Raw genomic sequence first — 15,258 nt, forward strand, 5'->3', positions numbered from 1 at the left:
CCATTGAAAAAAAATGACGATGAAAAAAACTATTTTAATTACCGGGGCAAGCAGTGGCATTGGAAAGGCAACGGCCAAACTGTTTCAAAGCAATGGATGGAATGTTATTGCAACCATGAGAAATCCTGAAAACGAAACAGAGCTTAATCAGTTGGAGAATGTACTGATAGCCAAGCTCGATGTACTGGACGAATCCAGTATCCAAACTGCCGTTGATGCAGGCATTTCACTATTTGGCAAAATTGATGTTCTGCTTAACAACGCAGGTTATGGTGCTTATGGCCCGTTGGAAGTTTTTACGAGAGAGAAGATAATTCGTCAGTTCAACACCAACGTTATTGGTTTGTTGGATGTCACAAAATCTATACTACCACATTTTCGTAAAAACAAGTCAGGTATTATTATAAACGTTTCATCTATTGCCGGTAAAATGACGTTGCCGTTTGGTGCATTGTACCACGGATCAAAGTTTGCCGTAGAAGGTATCTCGGAGGCATTGAGTTTTGAAGTTGGACAGTTCGGAGTAAAAGTAAAGATCATTGAGCCCGGAGCTATTGCCACCGATTTTTCCGGTCGCTCGTTGGATTTGAGTAATGATGAAACAATTGCTGAGTACCAGGAGCTCATCGGTAAGTTACTGGCAACGGTAAACGTTATGTTTGAGCAGGCCTCTTCTGCAAGCCTGGTTGCTGATGTAATTTACGAAGCCGCGACAGATGGTACCGATAAGCTTCGATACACGGCAGGCGAAGATGCCAAAGTTCTCCTTGGTAATCGGCATCAGTTAGGCGATGATGCGTTTATCCATGAAATGAAAAAACAATTTGGTATAGTTTAAATTGCCCTAGCAAATGCAGGAAGGGTATTGTGCGAAGCAAGTACCCTTTCTGTAATTTTATATCGGGTAACTCAATACTTTAAAAAGTATGAATTCCATAACGACCTTAAAAACTACATCAGACCTTTTCCCGTTTTTTAAGTTGAAATCAGCAGCCCTGCATCCCCAGGTTGCTATCATTGATTTCAGCGAGGTTAAAAGATTTATTGATGAGTATATAAAGATTTCCACCAGTTTCTATTGTCTTATATTCAAGAACTATAATAGAAACAATGTGAAGTATGGAAGAAAGGTAGTTGATTTTCAAAATGGCAGCTTGATCTGTTTAGCGCCCAATCAGATACTGGAGATGGAACCCGAAGTTGAAGTGGATGAAAGTTTATCCGGCTGGGGATTATTTGTTCACCCTGATTTATTCCTAGGTACTTCTATGGCGAATAGAATTATGAGCTATTCTTTTTTCGAGTATCAAACAAATGAAGCACTGCATCTTTCGGAAGCAGAAAAACAAACCTTGTCTGATTGTGTAGCCCGTATCAAGAAGGAACTCACCAACAATATTGATCGACACAGCCAGGCATTAATTGTCTCTTTGATAGAAGTACTTCTAAACTATTGTGTTCGTTTTTATGACCGCCAATTTATTACCCGAAAAAAATCAAACGTGGATGTTGTGACTAAATTTGAGCTACTGCTAAAGGATTATTTCAACGATGACTCACTGAAAAATATAGGTTTGCCTACCGTTCAATATTTTGCTGACAAACTATTTCTTTCCGCTAATTACTTCAGCGATCTGATGAAAAAAGAAACAGGCAAGAATGCCAAAGAACATATACAATACTATATGATTGAGCTGGCAAAAAAATACCTGCTCGACTCCGATGCGCCTGTAAACGAAATCGCTTATGAGTTAGGTTTTGAATACCCACAATATTTCAGCAGACTATTCAAATCAAAAACAGGAATGACTCCTGCAGAATATCGAAGTATGAATTGATTAATGATTTAAAAAAATAAAATGGGCACTACCCACAGAACGTACAAATTAAAGGACAAGAATATTTCTGTATTAGAAGCTGCTCAAATACTTTGGAAAATTCAGGATTCATTATGCACCTCTCCAACTAAATCGTTTTACCATCAATTTAGCTTGACGGAGTCCCATCGCATTCAAGAGATACACGCCAAGTTTGATGTTCAGGTTTCAGACCTGTTGTCACACTTTACTCTACGTGAACATCATCATCTGTATGAGATCATCAATTTACCTGATCTGTTTAAAACCATATCACTGAATAATTTCAAGGAGGGAGTTACTAAAATAGATTATTTGCATTACTGGATACAGATCAACGCAGACTCCTTCCCTATATTTATTATACTTCCCATTACAGACGATTTTGTAACCATTAAATCTGAGCTTAAGAATATAGCAAAGTTTTTATCCGGGAAGAAACTGCTTTCCTTAAGTGATAAGGAGCTGGATGAGATGGTGAATTTATTGATCGATTCTAATCTTCATTTTAGTGATGGTACTACCTATAGAAGTAACGGTTTAGCATTCTTCGCCAGAGGAGATTTCCATCCAAAAGGATGTAAATACGTAAGACCATCCTCCATCAGATTAAAGTTTGATAATGCCTATTATGAGAAGCACGGTGGAGAGCATAAAACACTGTTAGCTTTTTATGATGCTTTCAATGAATACTTTGAAAAAGAAAAATATAGTATAAAAGGAACAGTTGTTTCCAAATTTGGCCCCGATACATTTACAGCGCTGGATAAATTTGATTTCTTAAAATTTGATTTACGGGTATATATTGATCTCCGTAAAAACCTCCACTTCACACCACATGATCTGTTGTTGACCTCAACACCCTGTAGTGTCACTGTCGAAAATTTTGATTGGAAAGGTGGTGATCCAAATTTTGGGGATAACAGAATGCGCCTCTCAATTGAAAACTTTGAAGACTGGGATTTTGAACTTCAAATCTCAAAACAGATTGATGAAGAATATTATTTCAACATCGAGTTGTTAATTGATAGAGAATTGGAATACAAGGGGCTTGAATGAAGACCGGCAATAGAAGACCCAGATTCTTACAACTCTTGAATCTACTCAATGTTTGATCGTCATACTTCGGGCAAAAAAATGCCTCCAAATCGAATGACTTGAAGGCGTTCTTATTTTCTGCGGAGAGACAGGGATTCGAACCCTGGATACCCTTTGGGGGTATACACACTTTCCAGGCGTGCTCCTTCAACCACTCGGACATCTCTCCCGGCTGAATAATGGGGCACAAAGAAATTAAGAATTTAGTGGCTTTGCAAATTATGCAGTTAATTCTCCTGCAAGTGATAAGCCCACCAGGTCTTTTGCGCGTGCTGTGCCATATTCGCCCAGCAATAACATCAGCTTGGCTACGGCTGCTTCGGTAGTCATGTCGGCACCCGAGATAACACCTATTTGCTGGAGCTTCTTGCTGGTTTCATAGCGGCCCTGCAATACGCGGCCTCCCGGACACTGCGACACATTCACGATGATGATATCGCGCTCGATCGCCTTCTTCAATTCTTCGATCAGCCATGGAAATGTAGGAGCATTGCCAGAACCATAGGTCTCGAGTACCACTGCTTTCAATCCGGCTGTATGAAGAATGGCATGCACTACCTGCTGACTGATGCCCGGGAATAATTTAATGATGGAGATATTGCTATCGAACCGGGTGCGAAGCGTTAGTGGTCCGTTGCTGGCAGGTTCACCTATAGCGGAAAAATTATAGTCGATCTTGACACCGGCTTTTGCCAATGGCGGATAGTTACCGGAATCAAATGCATCGAAGCGCAGGCTCTCTACTTTTTTCGAGCGATTGCCACGCAACAGTTCATAGTCAAAGTAAATACATACTTCCGGCACAAGCGCTTCACCTTCTTTGCGTGCAGAGGCAATATCGAGAGCCGTAATCAAATTTTCGCGTGCATCCGAGCGAGGTTCACTAATGGGTAACTGCGCCCCGGTAAAGATCACCGGTTTGTTGAGACCTTCCAGCATAAAGCTGATAGCAGAAGCCGTATAGGCCATCGTATCGGTTCCGTGTAATACTACAAAACCATCATTCTCATGGTAATGATCGTGAATGAGCTGACCGATGAGTCGCCAATGTTCCGGATCTATATTCGATGAATCGATGGGCGTTTCGAATGAATATACTGTGATCTCCAGCAACAGGTTTTTAAGCGATGGTAAGTGTTCCAGTATAGAAGCAAAGTCGAATGGTATCAGTACACCATCTTTGTCGTACATCATACCAAAAGTACCACCGGTATAGATGATGAGAATGCGCGATCGTGGTTTGCCGGGCAGCGCAGTGTTGATGCTTATCTTTTTAAAATTCATAGGGTTGGTTGTCGTCAGGTTGGTTTGTCAGCTTTATCTCATAATTACTTCTATGTGGTAGCAAACAGGTTCAACGCATTGGCTGTAGTAACGCGCTTCACCTCTTCTATAGCTATATTTTTCAGGCTGGCCACTTTGTTTGCCACGAGGGGGATATACGCAGGCTCGTTTCGTTTGCCGCGATGTGGCACAGGCGCCAGGTATGGGCTGTCGGTTTCCAGCACCAGGTGTTCGAGCGCTATATCGGGAAGTACTTTGTCGAGGCCACCGTTCTTGAATGTAGCCACACCACCAATGCCCAGCAGAAAGCCGAGCTTCGTTATGCGTTTGGCTTGCTCCACGTTGCCGGAGAAACAATGGAATATACCCCGCAGCTTTCCATCGGATAGCTGTTCCGTTAGCTCAATGGTCTGATCTATACTTTCGCGGCAGTGTATAACAATAGGGAGATTATACTGTTTGGCCCACTGCACCTGTATGGTGAAAGCTTCTTTCTGCTGCTCCCAAAATGTTTTATCCCAATACAGATCAGTGCCGATCTCTCCTACTGCAGCAAACTTTCGCCTGGAGAGCCATTCTTCTACCAGGTATAATTCACGCTGAAAATCTTTTTTTACATAACACGGATGCAGCCCCATCATAGCAATACATACGCCTGCCGACCGGCTCTCCAATTCCAGCATATTGTCGATAGAAGTATGATCGATGTTGGGCATGTAGATCTTGCGTACGGCCTGTTCGTCAGCGCGCGCCAGCATGTCGGCACGATCGGCCGCAAATTCTTCCAGGTATATATGGGCGTGTGTATCGATGAAATAATCCATTCCAGAAAAAACGTTGGGGTAAAGTCTTTCAACCTCCGCTGAAAAACCGCCTCAAAAATAAAAGAATGGAAATCATCTTACAGGAATTATTCGCAGGAAAGCAACGATAAATCGTCCATATAAAGAACGTCCCGCAACCTGCGTGGTATAAAACTCCGGTTCCTAGAACAAAAACGGTAAGCTGTAGCCCGGGAAAATTTGTTCTGCTCAGGACTTTCGCTGACCTGCCACCAGGATTAACACACCGGCTACGATGAGCACACCGCCTGTTATGGGCGACCAGTATACGGGTGTCTTTTCTTCCTTGTTAACTTCCAGCGGGCCTATATCTACCACTTTCTTTTTGGTAACAATATTGAATCCGGTAAAAACAGTCATGATAATGCCCAATGCGAGTACAACTATTCCAAGTGTTTTCATAGCGGTAATATTTATAGTGAGCAACGTTTTTCATTGACATTGCCGGCTACATGAAAGAAAAAACGCGGCCAGCTTTTTTGCCCCGTTCATCAGCTGGTTTGGCATATATACCTGCCGAACAGGGGTAACTATTCCACAATTATATATTTACATGGTATACATCGCGTTCGTTGCGCTGAATGTTCTGCACAAAAAAACCACCGGGCTGCGGAATCTCTTCGATCAGGTCGAACTGCTTACACGATTTTGGCAATGCCGAAAATACCAACAGAAAATTATATGTTCCGTTATCCGGGATGAGCGTCCACATCGGGGCGAACGATATATTCTCTACATGCACCAGTTGAGACTTCGAGCCGGAGAAACGATCGATCAGATAAGTCGTTCGCCAAACGCGTATCAACATATCTTTCGAAGTGTTCTCAAAATAACAGTGCACATATACGAACGAGTCTTCCAGAAATTCAGGAGCGATGGAAGAAAGCACTTCGGTATCTACCTTAGGCTTTGTTTCGCCCGGAAGCACTTTCGGTGTTGCCTTCAGCACAGGTATCAGCGGTTTCATTTCAGTCATGGCACAGGATCAGGCAGCGGTAAAACTGCGGACCCAAATTAATGCTTCTTCAATGGAAGTAAAACTCCGAATCTCCACACCGGCCATTAAACAAATTTTTTCTTCATCGTCTGAATATTCCGGTGACTGTTCCTCGCGCACAATCAGGGCTGTTCGTTTCAATCCCACGCGGATCGCCTCATTGAGTATATGTGTGCGAAGCCAGGCGTGATCTTCATCACTGATCGTGCCGCGATTACGAATGTCGCTGATCCACGCAGGTGAATTATATACTTGCAGCGAGTTGAGCACTTTGGTAAATATCTCACGAAACTCTTCACTGCTGGCGCTGCGCTTCCAGTGCATTACCATTACATCCACATCGGCATCGTAATATACCTGTGCTGCATCGCTGCTATAGAATACCTGCTTTCTGAATTCTTCCGGATGGCGAAACTCTATTGTGAAGGTAGTTCCTTTCTCCACTTCACTTTCTACTGCTATATCTCCACCCAATGCTTCCACTTGTGTCTTCACCAGGTATAGACCCAGCCCCTTGCCGGGGATGTTGGTATGAAATCGTTTATATAGTTTAAATATGTTCGCCTGTTGTTGACGCAGGTCTATACCCATACCATTATCCGAAAACACCAGGCTGGTTCTTACGGGAGAATCCTTGCGCGTGCTCACGCTAATTTCCAGATCGCGTTTCTGCGAGCGATATTTAATAGCATTGCTCAACAGGTTGAACAATACACTTTGCACCATAGGCCGTATACCAGCTACATACGGAGCATTGGAAAAATCGGCCCGTATCTGAAACTCCGGTTTGATGTGATCGCTGAGCAGGCTTACTACTTTCTTCCATTCATCTTCGAAATATACTTTCTCACGAATGCGATAGAGATCGTTTCGTATATCGATGATCATGCTCAGGTCTTTCAATACATGATCAAGCTCTTCACTCGCATTCAGGATCATCGATTGAAGTTTGCCGCGTTCGCTCTCATCATGCGCCAGTGTTGCCAATCGCGATAGTCCCAACAGTCGGGCTACCGGCCCACGCAGGTTATGCGAAACGGTATAGGAAAATTGCACCAGTTCGTTGTTGTGTTTTACCAGTTCTTCGTTGGTGCGCACCAGTGCATTATCACTTTGCTTTACTTTTTCCTGCAGTTGTTCATTGTATTGCTGCAGTGACAGCTGCTGCTTGCTGATAACGTTGTTGGCTTCTTCCAGCTTTTCGTTGCTGGCTACAATTTCTTCCTGTTGCTGCAACAACTCTTCGTGCTGTGCTTCTATTTCGTATTGCTTCTGCACCAGTTCATGGTTCTGTTGCCGCAGGTTATCTTCCGATCGCTCCATAACCGACCGCAGTAAAAACACGGCCACTACAATGACGATAAATGAAAAGAACGTGATATAGGTAATATAGGGATAGGCCACTTCAACATGTCCCTGCTGATAATAGCCAACACCTGCCCATTCGTGAAAAGCATCGAAGAATAACAAGCTCACGCAGGTAGCACTCAACGAAAGGAATAACGGTATACGTTCATTCAAACGAAATACAATTCCCGGCATTACGGTTGTTGCCAGTAAAATAAAGCGACTATCAAAATAGGCTATATGCGATTGTGTCTCGGTTGTTTTCAGGTATATCGTGGCGAACAACGTCATCACCACCGGGAGCAAACAGAATATGGTTCGACCAAGCTGATCGTTCCAGCGATTCAATGCTATGATCAGCAACAGTAATACGGCCGTGCCGGTTACAATTGGCGATGTGCTGATCCAGCCGAAGAAGGTATACAATATACCCAACAGTATAAGCGTTAGCAGCGAGAACGCAAATGAAAGAATGTTGGTAATGAATACTTGCCGATAAACCTGGCTTGCAACGCTTTCGGCCGGTCTGAGAAATGATAATACGTGCAGCACGCAATGTGGATTAGTAGAGGGTACAGCAATATAACCGTTGCCATCCATCAAACCAAAAAGCCTGCATCACTAAATTGAGTGATGTGTGTAATGGCTCCGGCAGTTATCGTTTGCCGGTTCACTTTGTGCGAGCACAGGCGGTTGTTAAAAAATAGCGGCATACGAAATGTCACTGGCAATATTCGCGATTATGTATAAATTGGAGCGCAAAAAACAAGCGCTGGTATAGCATGAATAAATTAGTAATAGGAAGTTTTAAAGAGTTTGAGCAATACGTTGGTAAAGAACTGGGCACTTCAGAATACCTGAAAATCACACAAGATCAGATCAACAAGTTTGCCGATGCTACGCTCGATCATCAATGGATCCACACCGACCCTGCACGTGCCGCTGTTGAAAGTCCTTTTAAAAAGACAATTGCCCACGGATACCTGGCCTTGTCTGTAATACCGTACCTGTGGGAACAGATCGCAGAGATCAACAACATTAAAATGCTCATCAACTATGGTATTGAAAAACTCAAGTTCAATCAACCCGTAATGGTAGATGATGAAGTGCGTTTAAAAGTAACGCTGGAGTCGTTGATCGATCTTCGCGGTATAACCAAAGCACAGCTGCTGGCAGAACTTGAGATCAAGGATAACAAGAAGCCTGCCTTTACAGCTACTATTATTTTCCTGTATCACTTTAAATAACCAGGGTATATTTCCATCGCCTCCATGACCATCACCTATATCATTATCGGTATAACCGTTGTTATTAGTTTTATAGCCTATAGCAATCAAGGTTTTCAGCAAAAGCTGATCATGAATCCGTACCAGGTTAACCGCAAGCAGGAGTACTACCGGTTTATTACTTCCGGTTTTATTCATGCCGACCATATGCACCTGTTCTTTAACATGTTCTCGCTATATTTCTTTGGCAGAACCATGGAGTATATATTCAACATGCTCTTCGGAGCTGCCGGTGGATTTTACTTTCTGGCGTTATACCTGCTCGGCATTATCGTTTCGGATATACCAACCTATATGAAGAACCGAAACCATCCGCAGTATAATTCACTGGGAGCTTCGGGTGGCGTATCGGCAGTAATTTTTGCTTCTATTATCTTTCTTCCGCTGCAAGACATCTGTCTTTACTTTATCTGTTTGCCCGGGGTAATTATGGGTACTGCCTATATTATATTCTCATGGTACCAGGGACGAAAAGCAAACGACAATATCAATCATGATGCACACTTGTATGGTGCTTTGTTTGGTCTGTTCTTCTGCCTGATTGTATACCCTGACTCTTTTCCGAATTTTATAGAGCAGATCAAAAACTGGCAACAGTATCGGTGATCACTCATCTATGATGGATATATCGGCAACTTCCGAGCGCTGGCGTTGAATGAAATTCATTTCGCGCTGCACCGAGTGGTAGGCTATGCGTGTTTCAAGTATAAACAAGATAGTGCTATAGAATAATATACCGATGCCTGTCATACCCAGCGCGGCTGGTATCCATATATAGTTGCTGTGGGTAAGCTCAATGATACCGATAGACATACTCGTGGCAACAAACATAGCCAGTGCAAAACATATAGCACTGATAGCACGCTGCAATAACCACGCTCTGCGCGTAGCCGAAACGATCTGTCGCGACAACAGTTCTCTGCGTTCTTCCGAGTATGTATCCATTACTTTGGGGTTGATCATGATATCGGAAATGGAACGCGCGCGATCGATGGCACGGTTCAGCCGCTGCGATGTAGTGAGCAGCAACGAGCCGGAAGCCAGGATCAGCACAGCCGGTGTGATCATAGCCGAAAGCACAGTAAGCACCGTGGATAGTTCCTGCATCGCTTATTTCTGTTAGAACACTTTCATGATGAAATACTTACGGTATTGCTTCATATAAAACCGTATGCCGCTATAACTAAAAATGCACGCCAGGACGGCTGCCTGCTAAAAAAACCGTTGGTTTCAATTGAACTATATATCTAAACCTTGTTCCTTTGATACAGGAACCTCGCCAACATGGACCCTTTGATCAAGAATAATGTAAAGGTGACAGGCAATACTGCGTCTACCCGCACGCTCGTATTTGGTCATGGCTTCGGAACTGACCAAACCAGTTGGCGAAGTGTAACGGAAGCTTTTCAGGACCATTACCGGATTATTGTATTTGATAATGTAGGATCGGGCACAGCTACCTACCCTGGCTATAGCCAGGCACGTTATGCGCATTTACAAAGCTATGCCGATGATATAGTTGATCTCTGCGATGCCCTGCAAATACGAAACTCAACCTATATAGGCCACTCGGTAGGGGCTATGATGGGCATGCTGGCTTCACTGAAAGCTCCTGAGATTTTTACCACGCACGTATTTATGAATGCATCGCCCCGTTACCTCAACGACACAAACTATAGGGGAGGTTTTGAGCAGAGCGACCTGGATGCATTGTACCGATCCATGGCCGATAATTACCAGGCATGGGTAAGTGGCTTTGCTCCCGCTGTGATGGCTAACCCGGACCGGCCGCAGCTTGCTACCGAAATTGCACGATCGCTCGCAGCCTTGCGTCCGGATATAGCCTTGCCGGTATTGAAAGCTATATTTCAATCAGACTTTCGTACCAGTCTTTCTGCGTTCAACAAATACTCGCTTATCATTCAATCCAACCACGACATTGCTGTGCCTATGGAAGTGGGACAATACCTGTCGCAGAACATCAACAACAGTGTATATACGGTGATTAATGCCACAGGACATTTCCCGCATATCAGCGCACCGGAAGAAGTGGTCAGGGCGATTAAATCATTTCTCCGATGACACATTATCCGGAGACTTCCTGGAACTGGAAAAATCAGGCGCTTGCTTTTCTATTGGAAGCAGGCACTCATCAGCAATTTACCCGGCAGGAATCGCTTCGTTCGCATGCCATTCTGAAATTTCACGAGCGTGCGGGCTGCGATGATATATACCTCATTCAGAAACTGGATAATGTAGCGGAGACTATCATCACCACTACGCAACCTTCTTTACAGGGTATATTTACCGAAACATATTTTCTGCATCCTACAATAGAAGAAGACCAGTTATATCATTACCATGAAACGGTGCAGCCACCCAATCGCTCGCATTTTCTGAATGATGTTTCATCCGTGCTATATATATCGCTTAGCGAAGCCGACTTTCAGGGTTCTATTATTCTAACGTGGAAGAAACCATTTACATTGCCAGAAGGCTTCCATGATTTTTTACGCGTATGCATTGATCGCATCCGGGAGATTATCCGCCTCGACTTTACATTTCATTCACTGGAAGAACTGCGGGTAAAGTTCATGGCTGTATTCAACTCGGTATCCAACGCAATTGTATTCATGGATGATCGCGGTCGTGATCCGTGGCTGAACCCGGAAGCGATCGAGTTACTGAACCTCACGCACAGTGCTGATCTTACTCCCGCTGCTATAGCGGCCAGCATGCGCACGTTACGCGAGCGAGCAAGCAATGCTGATGAAATTATATTGCAGGCTTCCGAATATTTTAAAAAACCGGAACGTCCTTTTTCACAATGGCTTTGGAAATATGACGATCGCGTGCTGCAGGTTTCCAGTACACCGGTAACTTCTGAATCGATCAACGGACGTCTCTGGATGTTTGAGAATATCAGTGAAATATACTTTGCCAACCAGAAACTGCAATGGCTCAATGCCGAAGTACATAAAGCCAACGAAGAGATAAAGCGATCGCTTCAAAATCTCTCGGACAAGAATGCACTCATCGAACAACAGAACCGTGCTATACGGCAACAGAATGAAAAGCTGGAGAGTATAAATCAGGAGAAGGATAATCTTATCGGTATAGTATCACACGACCTTCGGTCGCCACTGCAACAGGTAAGTGGACTTACGGATATACTTTTGATGGATGCGGATAAACTGAACGATGACCAGAAATTTATTATTCAACGCATACAGCATTCGCTGGAGCGCGGACTCAACCTGATCAAAGATTTGCTGGAAGTAAGTACACTCGAACAGAATCGTCCGGTGCAGAAAACTATACCACTTGATCTCGCACAATTGCTCCGCGATGAGTTAACGGTTTACAAAGAACTTGGCCGGAAGAAAAATATACAGGTAGTATTTACCAATGAAGCTGTTCACGCAGTGATCAATGGTGATCTGGATTTTATCAGAAGGATATTGGATAATCTGGTATCCAACGCTATCAAGTTTTCAAACACGGGCACTTCAGTATATATCACGCTACAAAATCGGCAGGAGCATCTGATCATTACAGTGCGCGATGAAGGGCAAGGCATTACGGAAGCCGACAAGAAAAATCTCTTTCAGAAATTTGGCAAGCTTACCGCCCGCCCTACCGGCAACGAAACGTCTACCGGCCTGGGATTGTATATTGTAAAAACACTGGTAGAAAATTCAGGTGGTGATATTACCTGCGAGAGCGAATGGGAAAAAGGCACATCGTTTATCATCCGGTTCCCTGTGCAAGTCATCTGAAAACGTTGTAGATAGCTGATCGTACACGTACTGTAAATTTATCGTGACAATATCTTTCTAAACTGTAACTTTCGGGCAACGGCTCGCTATATATAGCCGTATAGGCTGTGCAATCTTATATGTTCGAATGAGTAATTTTTCTGCCAAACAATTTTTTACCGGTTTTCTTTTCTCCATGTTGTGGGCCTCTGCCTCTGTAGCCGGAAAATTCGGGATACGATCCGCTGAACCGTTGGTGTTCTTCTCCATTCGTTTTCTATTGGCAGGTGGTATACTCCTGGCCTATACTTATACAATACAAAAGAGTCGTTTGCCGGTTGGCAAAGAATGGAAGCACGTAACCATCTTTGGTTTGTTTAACACCACATGTTATCTCGGTTTCTTTGTTATTGCCCTGCAGTTTGTTACTCCCGGTATAACAACCCTGGCTATAGCATTAAATCCGTTAATCATCAGTGTTATGTCGGCCATCTGGATGAAGCGGCATATCCGCCTGCAGGAGTGGTTCAGCATTGTGCTGGGTATAAGCGGTGTGGCTGTAGCGGCTTACCCGTTACTGCAAACCAGTTATGCTACACCGGGTGGACTCGCCTTACTCGCGCTGAGTATGATCACCTATTCATTCGGCTCGGTATACTATGCTGCTATACCCTGGCAATTACCACGCACAGCCATCAACGCCTGGCAGGTATTTATAGGAGGTATATTATTATTGCCGCTCGCCTGGTTTATGCATAAACAACCGAATCATTTCGACCTGCGCTTCTGGCTTTCGCTGGGCTGGCTTATCTTCCCGGTATCTATCGCGGCAGTACAGTTATGGCTTCGCCTGCTAAAGTCTGACGCTGTGCGCGCATCGTTATGGTTATACCTCTGCCCTATATTCGGATTTATATACTCTACGTTATTAATGGGCGAACCTTTTACGGTTTACACGGCAGTTGGAACAGCCCTGGTGATGATAGCACTCTATATAGGCCAGCGGAAATCTGCTTAACACTATATATTGTTTGATTAAGGATGCCATTCCTTAATCAATGTTTCTTCTTCGGGTGTAATAGTTACCAGTGCAAAGTACTTCATATCCAGTATATTTATCTCGTCCAGTATATCTACAAGATTTTTATACTTTGATTTTACCGAAGGCTTAATCAGAATATAGAGGCCCTTGATCTGTTCACTTTTCTCCTGTAGCAAAGCGCGAACACCCTTGGCAGAAAAATTAGTCACGCCCATGTGTTGAGCATCGGTTCCCCTATACCAGTATATTTTGTTATTCTCTCCCAATATAAGCGTTACTACGCGTTCAGCTTTTATAGGAGGTTGCTTGCCGGGGTCCTCCACCTTATCCGGAACCGTAACAGGCATCACATACGCTTTCATAAGTGTTGAAGTAAGAATAAAAAACGTAAGCAATAAAAAGGCGAGATCAACCATGGGTGTCATATCCATGTGCAGAGAACTTTTGCTTCTGCGAATTTTGCCAGACTGACCATCCGGTGCTTGTGCGATTGCTGCCATACAAATAAGATTTAGTTAACGATATAATGCGGCAGCTCACTGATAGTCACAGGAAATCCAGGTTCAAGGTTTGAAGTTTAAAGTTCATCCCCCTAACTTGAACCTTGAACCTTAAACCTGCTGATTCCGAATCCACAAACGAAACGTAGTGCCTACGTTTAACTGACTGTCAACTTCTATTTTTCCTTTGAGGGCAGCTACTTGCGTCTTTACGAGGTATAGTCCCATGCCTTTGCCTTCCACATGCAAGTGAAAACGGCTGTATAATGTAAAGAGCTTTTCTTTATAGAGCGACAGGTCCATGCCAAGACCATTATCGCGCACTTCAATATAGATATACTCCTCTCGCGTCTCAGTTCGTATACTTATCATCGGGTGCCTCTGCGGATGACGATACTTCATCGCGTTACTGATCAGGTTCACTAATATGCTATGCATATAGGGCTTGATCGTATGTACTATATTTCCCGCCGCAATATCGACATCTATCTTTGCGTGCGATTCCTGTATCTCTTTCTCCAAACCGATCCGGATAAAGCGCAGCTCTTCTTCCAGATTTACCGGAAGAATTACGGCTGTGGTATCTTTTCGAAGTTCGAGTACGGTGTTCAGGTCTTTCACTACACGATCAAGTTCGCGCGTAGTATAGATAACTTTGTCCAGTATATGTTCACGCTCGTCCAGGTTGTTGCGGGTTATTTCCAGTACATATCCCAAACCCAGTATACGGGCTACCGGTGCGCGCAAATTATGAGCCGATATGTAGGCAAACTGTTCGAGCTGCTGGTTATACTCTGCCAGGTCGCGCGTACGCTCTTCCACCTGTGCTTCCAGTGTAGCATTGCGCAGTCGTATTTCTTCGTTTTGCTTTTCAATAGTGGCACGAGCTTCCTGCAGTTCTTCGTTCTGTAGCGTAACCAGATCGCGCTGTGCTGAAATCTCTTCCTGACTCTGGCGCAGTTCTTCGTTCTGGTGTGCCAGCTCATGGGTGCGCTCCTGTACCAGTTTTTCCAACCGTTTATTCTGCTCGGTAAAATTTTTTACACGAAGCTTATAATATCCTATGGCGGAGCCTATCAGCATAACCGTGCCAATAATTCTGAACCACCATGTTCCCCACCATGGTGGCAGTATATGTATAATCAGATATGCTCCTTCTTCATTCCATAGGCCATCGTTGTTGCTGGCTTTTACTTTAAATATATAGTAGCCAGGATCAAGGTTGGTGAAAGTAACCGAACGTTGTGC

General features: G+C 43.9%; 16 protein-coding genes and 1 tRNA gene. 8 read left to right on the top strand and 9 right to left on the bottom strand.

Annotated features, from left to right (window positions below; genetic code table 11):
* Positions 1–19 precede the first annotated feature (19 nt).
* The 3 genes from VIN08_RS23145 to VIN08_RS23155 all read left to right on the top strand — a co-directional run bounded on the left by VIN08_RS23145 (position 20) and on the right by VIN08_RS23155 (position 2,915).
* Complete coding sequence (locus VIN08_RS23145; protein WP_331970461.1) at positions 20–838, top strand: SDR family oxidoreductase; 819 nt, start codon at positions 20–22, stop codon at positions 836–838.
* A gap of 88 nt (positions 839–926) precedes the next feature.
* Positions 927–1,838, top strand: a complete 912-nt coding sequence (locus VIN08_RS23150; RefSeq protein ID WP_331970464.1) for a helix-turn-helix transcriptional regulator — start codon at positions 927–929, stop codon at positions 1,836–1,838.
* A gap of 21 nt (positions 1,839–1,859) precedes the next feature.
* The gene (locus VIN08_RS23155; RefSeq protein ID WP_331970467.1) at positions 1,860–2,915 is read left to right on the top strand and encodes a hypothetical protein; all 1,056 of its coding nucleotides are present in this window, start codon (positions 1,860–1,862) and stop codon (positions 2,913–2,915) included.
* A 120-nt stretch (positions 2,916–3,035) separates the two neighbouring features.
* Here the strand turns inward: VIN08_RS23155 and VIN08_RS23160 are convergent.
* The 6 genes from VIN08_RS23160 to VIN08_RS23185 form a co-directional block, all read right to left on the bottom strand.
* Positions 3,036–3,123: transfer RNA gene (locus tag VIN08_RS23160), tRNA-Ser, on the bottom strand.
* Positions 3,124–3,173: 50 nt separating this feature from the next.
* Positions 3,174–4,238, bottom strand: coding sequence for an asparaginase (locus VIN08_RS23165; protein WP_331970470.1), 1,065 nt, complete (start codon positions 4,236–4,238; stop codon positions 3,174–3,176).
* 50 nt (positions 4,239–4,288) lie between these two features.
* Entirely contained in the window at positions 4,289–5,062 is a 774-nt protein-coding gene (locus tag VIN08_RS23170) for a TatD family hydrolase (protein ID WP_331970473.1), read from the bottom strand.
* A 207-nt stretch (positions 5,063–5,269) separates the two neighbouring features.
* The gene (locus tag VIN08_RS23175) at positions 5,270–5,482 is read right to left on the bottom strand and encodes a hypothetical protein (RefSeq protein ID WP_331970476.1); all 213 of its coding nucleotides are present in this window, start codon (positions 5,480–5,482) and stop codon (positions 5,270–5,272) included.
* Positions 5,483–5,621: 139 nt separating this feature from the next.
* Positions 5,622–6,047 carry a hypothetical protein gene (locus VIN08_RS23180; RefSeq protein WP_331970479.1) on the bottom strand — a complete coding sequence of 142 codons (426 nt, stop codon included), beginning with the start codon at positions 6,045–6,047 and terminating at the stop codon, positions 5,622–5,624.
* An 18-nt stretch (positions 6,048–6,065) separates the two neighbouring features.
* Complete coding sequence (locus VIN08_RS23185) at positions 6,066–7,976, bottom strand: sensor histidine kinase (RefSeq protein ID WP_331970482.1); 1,911 nt, start codon at positions 7,974–7,976, stop codon at positions 6,066–6,068.
* 230 nt (positions 7,977–8,206) lie between these two features.
* Between VIN08_RS23185 and VIN08_RS23190 the strand changes: the two genes are divergently transcribed.
* Both VIN08_RS23190 and VIN08_RS23195 read left to right on the top strand, forming a co-directional pair.
* Positions 8,207–8,671 (top strand): MaoC family dehydratase, encoded by a 465-nt coding sequence (locus VIN08_RS23190; protein WP_331970485.1) that lies wholly within the window; start codon positions 8,207–8,209, stop codon positions 8,669–8,671.
* A 24-nt stretch (positions 8,672–8,695) separates the two neighbouring features.
* On the top strand, positions 8,696–9,316 hold the full coding sequence (locus VIN08_RS23195) for a rhomboid family intramembrane serine protease (protein WP_331970488.1): 621 nt from the start codon (positions 8,696–8,698) through the stop codon (positions 9,314–9,316).
* On the opposite strand, the gene VIN08_RS23200 is transcribed toward VIN08_RS23195, so the two are convergent.
* Positions 9,317–9,817 carry a DUF2721 domain-containing protein gene (locus VIN08_RS23200; RefSeq protein WP_331970491.1) on the bottom strand — a complete coding sequence of 167 codons (501 nt, stop codon included), beginning with the start codon at positions 9,815–9,817 and terminating at the stop codon, positions 9,317–9,319.
* Between the two features lie 177 nt (positions 9,818–9,994).
* On the opposite strand from VIN08_RS23200, the gene VIN08_RS23205 reads away from it, so the two are divergent.
* The 3 genes from VIN08_RS23205 (at position 9,995) to VIN08_RS23215 (ending at position 13,486) form a co-directional block, all read left to right on the top strand.
* Positions 9,995–10,792, top strand: coding sequence for an alpha/beta hydrolase (locus VIN08_RS23205; protein WP_331970494.1), 798 nt, complete (start codon positions 9,995–9,997; stop codon positions 10,790–10,792).
* The gene (locus tag VIN08_RS23210) at positions 10,789–12,489 is read left to right on the top strand and encodes a HAMP domain-containing sensor histidine kinase (protein WP_331970496.1); all 1,701 of its coding nucleotides are present in this window, start codon (positions 10,789–10,791) and stop codon (positions 12,487–12,489) included. Before VIN08_RS23205 ends, VIN08_RS23210 begins: the two co-directional genes overlap by 4 nt.
* A 127-nt stretch (positions 12,490–12,616) precedes the next feature.
* Positions 12,617–13,486 carry a DMT family transporter gene (locus VIN08_RS23215; RefSeq protein WP_331970498.1) on the top strand — a complete coding sequence of 290 codons (870 nt, stop codon included), beginning with the start codon at positions 12,617–12,619 and terminating at the stop codon, positions 13,484–13,486.
* Positions 13,487–13,503: 17 nt separating this feature from the next.
* Here the strand turns inward: VIN08_RS23215 and VIN08_RS23220 are convergent, their stop codons facing one another.
* Positions 13,504–14,010: a biopolymer transporter ExbD gene (locus VIN08_RS23220; protein WP_331970501.1), complete on the bottom strand. Its 507-nt coding sequence runs from the start codon at positions 14,008–14,010 to the stop codon at positions 13,504–13,506.
* Between the two features lie 111 nt (positions 14,011–14,121).
* The coding region (locus VIN08_RS23225; RefSeq protein WP_331970504.1) for an ATP-binding protein at positions 14,122–15,258 on the bottom strand (1,137 nt) is incomplete at its 5' end.

It is taken from the genome of Ohtaekwangia sp., assembly GCF_036568665.1.
GTDB lineage: Bacteria > Bacteroidota > Bacteroidia > Cytophagales > Cyclobacteriaceae > Ohtaekwangia.

What these genes read in the sequence shown, in the direction of transcription:
- VIN08_RS23215 (WP_331970498.1), top strand. Translation starts at nt 12,617, where the DNA reads ATGAGTAATTTTTCTGCCAAACAATTTTTTACCGGTTTTCTTTTCTCC.
- VIN08_RS23145 (WP_331970461.1), top strand. Translation starts at nt 20, where the DNA reads ATGAAAAAAACTATTTTAATTACCGGGGCAAGCAGTGGCATTGGAAAG.
- VIN08_RS23195 (WP_331970488.1), top strand. Translation starts at nt 8,696, where the DNA reads ATGACCATCACCTATATCATTATCGGTATAACCGTTGTTATTAGTTTT.
- VIN08_RS23170 (WP_331970473.1), bottom strand. Translation starts at nt 5,062, where the DNA reads ATGGATTATTTCATCGATACACACGCCCATATATACCTGGAAGAATTT.
- VIN08_RS23210 (WP_331970496.1), top strand. Translation starts at nt 10,789, where the DNA reads ATGACACATTATCCGGAGACTTCCTGGAACTGGAAAAATCAGGCGCTT.
- VIN08_RS23165 (WP_331970470.1), bottom strand. Translation starts at nt 4,238, where the DNA reads ATGAATTTTAAAAAGATAAGCATCAACACTGCGCTGCCCGGCAAACCA.
- VIN08_RS23180 (WP_331970479.1), bottom strand. Translation starts at nt 6,047, where the DNA reads ATGAAACCGCTGATACCTGTGCTGAAGGCAACACCGAAAGTGCTTCCG.
- VIN08_RS23175 (WP_331970476.1), bottom strand. Translation starts at nt 5,482, where the DNA reads ATGAAAACACTTGGAATAGTTGTACTCGCATTGGGCATTATCATGACT.
- VIN08_RS23200 (WP_331970491.1), bottom strand. Translation starts at nt 9,817, where the DNA reads ATGCAGGAACTATCCACGGTGCTTACTGTGCTTTCGGCTATGATCACA.
- VIN08_RS23220 (WP_331970501.1), bottom strand. Translation starts at nt 14,010, where the DNA reads ATGGCAGCAATCGCACAAGCACCGGATGGTCAGTCTGGCAAAATTCGC.
- VIN08_RS23155 (WP_331970467.1), top strand. Translation starts at nt 1,860, where the DNA reads ATGGGCACTACCCACAGAACGTACAAATTAAAGGACAAGAATATTTCT.
- VIN08_RS23190 (WP_331970485.1), top strand. Translation starts at nt 8,207, where the DNA reads ATGAATAAATTAGTAATAGGAAGTTTTAAAGAGTTTGAGCAATACGTT.
- VIN08_RS23150 (WP_331970464.1), top strand. Translation starts at nt 927, where the DNA reads ATGAATTCCATAACGACCTTAAAAACTACATCAGACCTTTTCCCGTTT.
- VIN08_RS23205 (WP_331970494.1), top strand. Translation starts at nt 9,995, where the DNA reads ATGGACCCTTTGATCAAGAATAATGTAAAGGTGACAGGCAATACTGCG.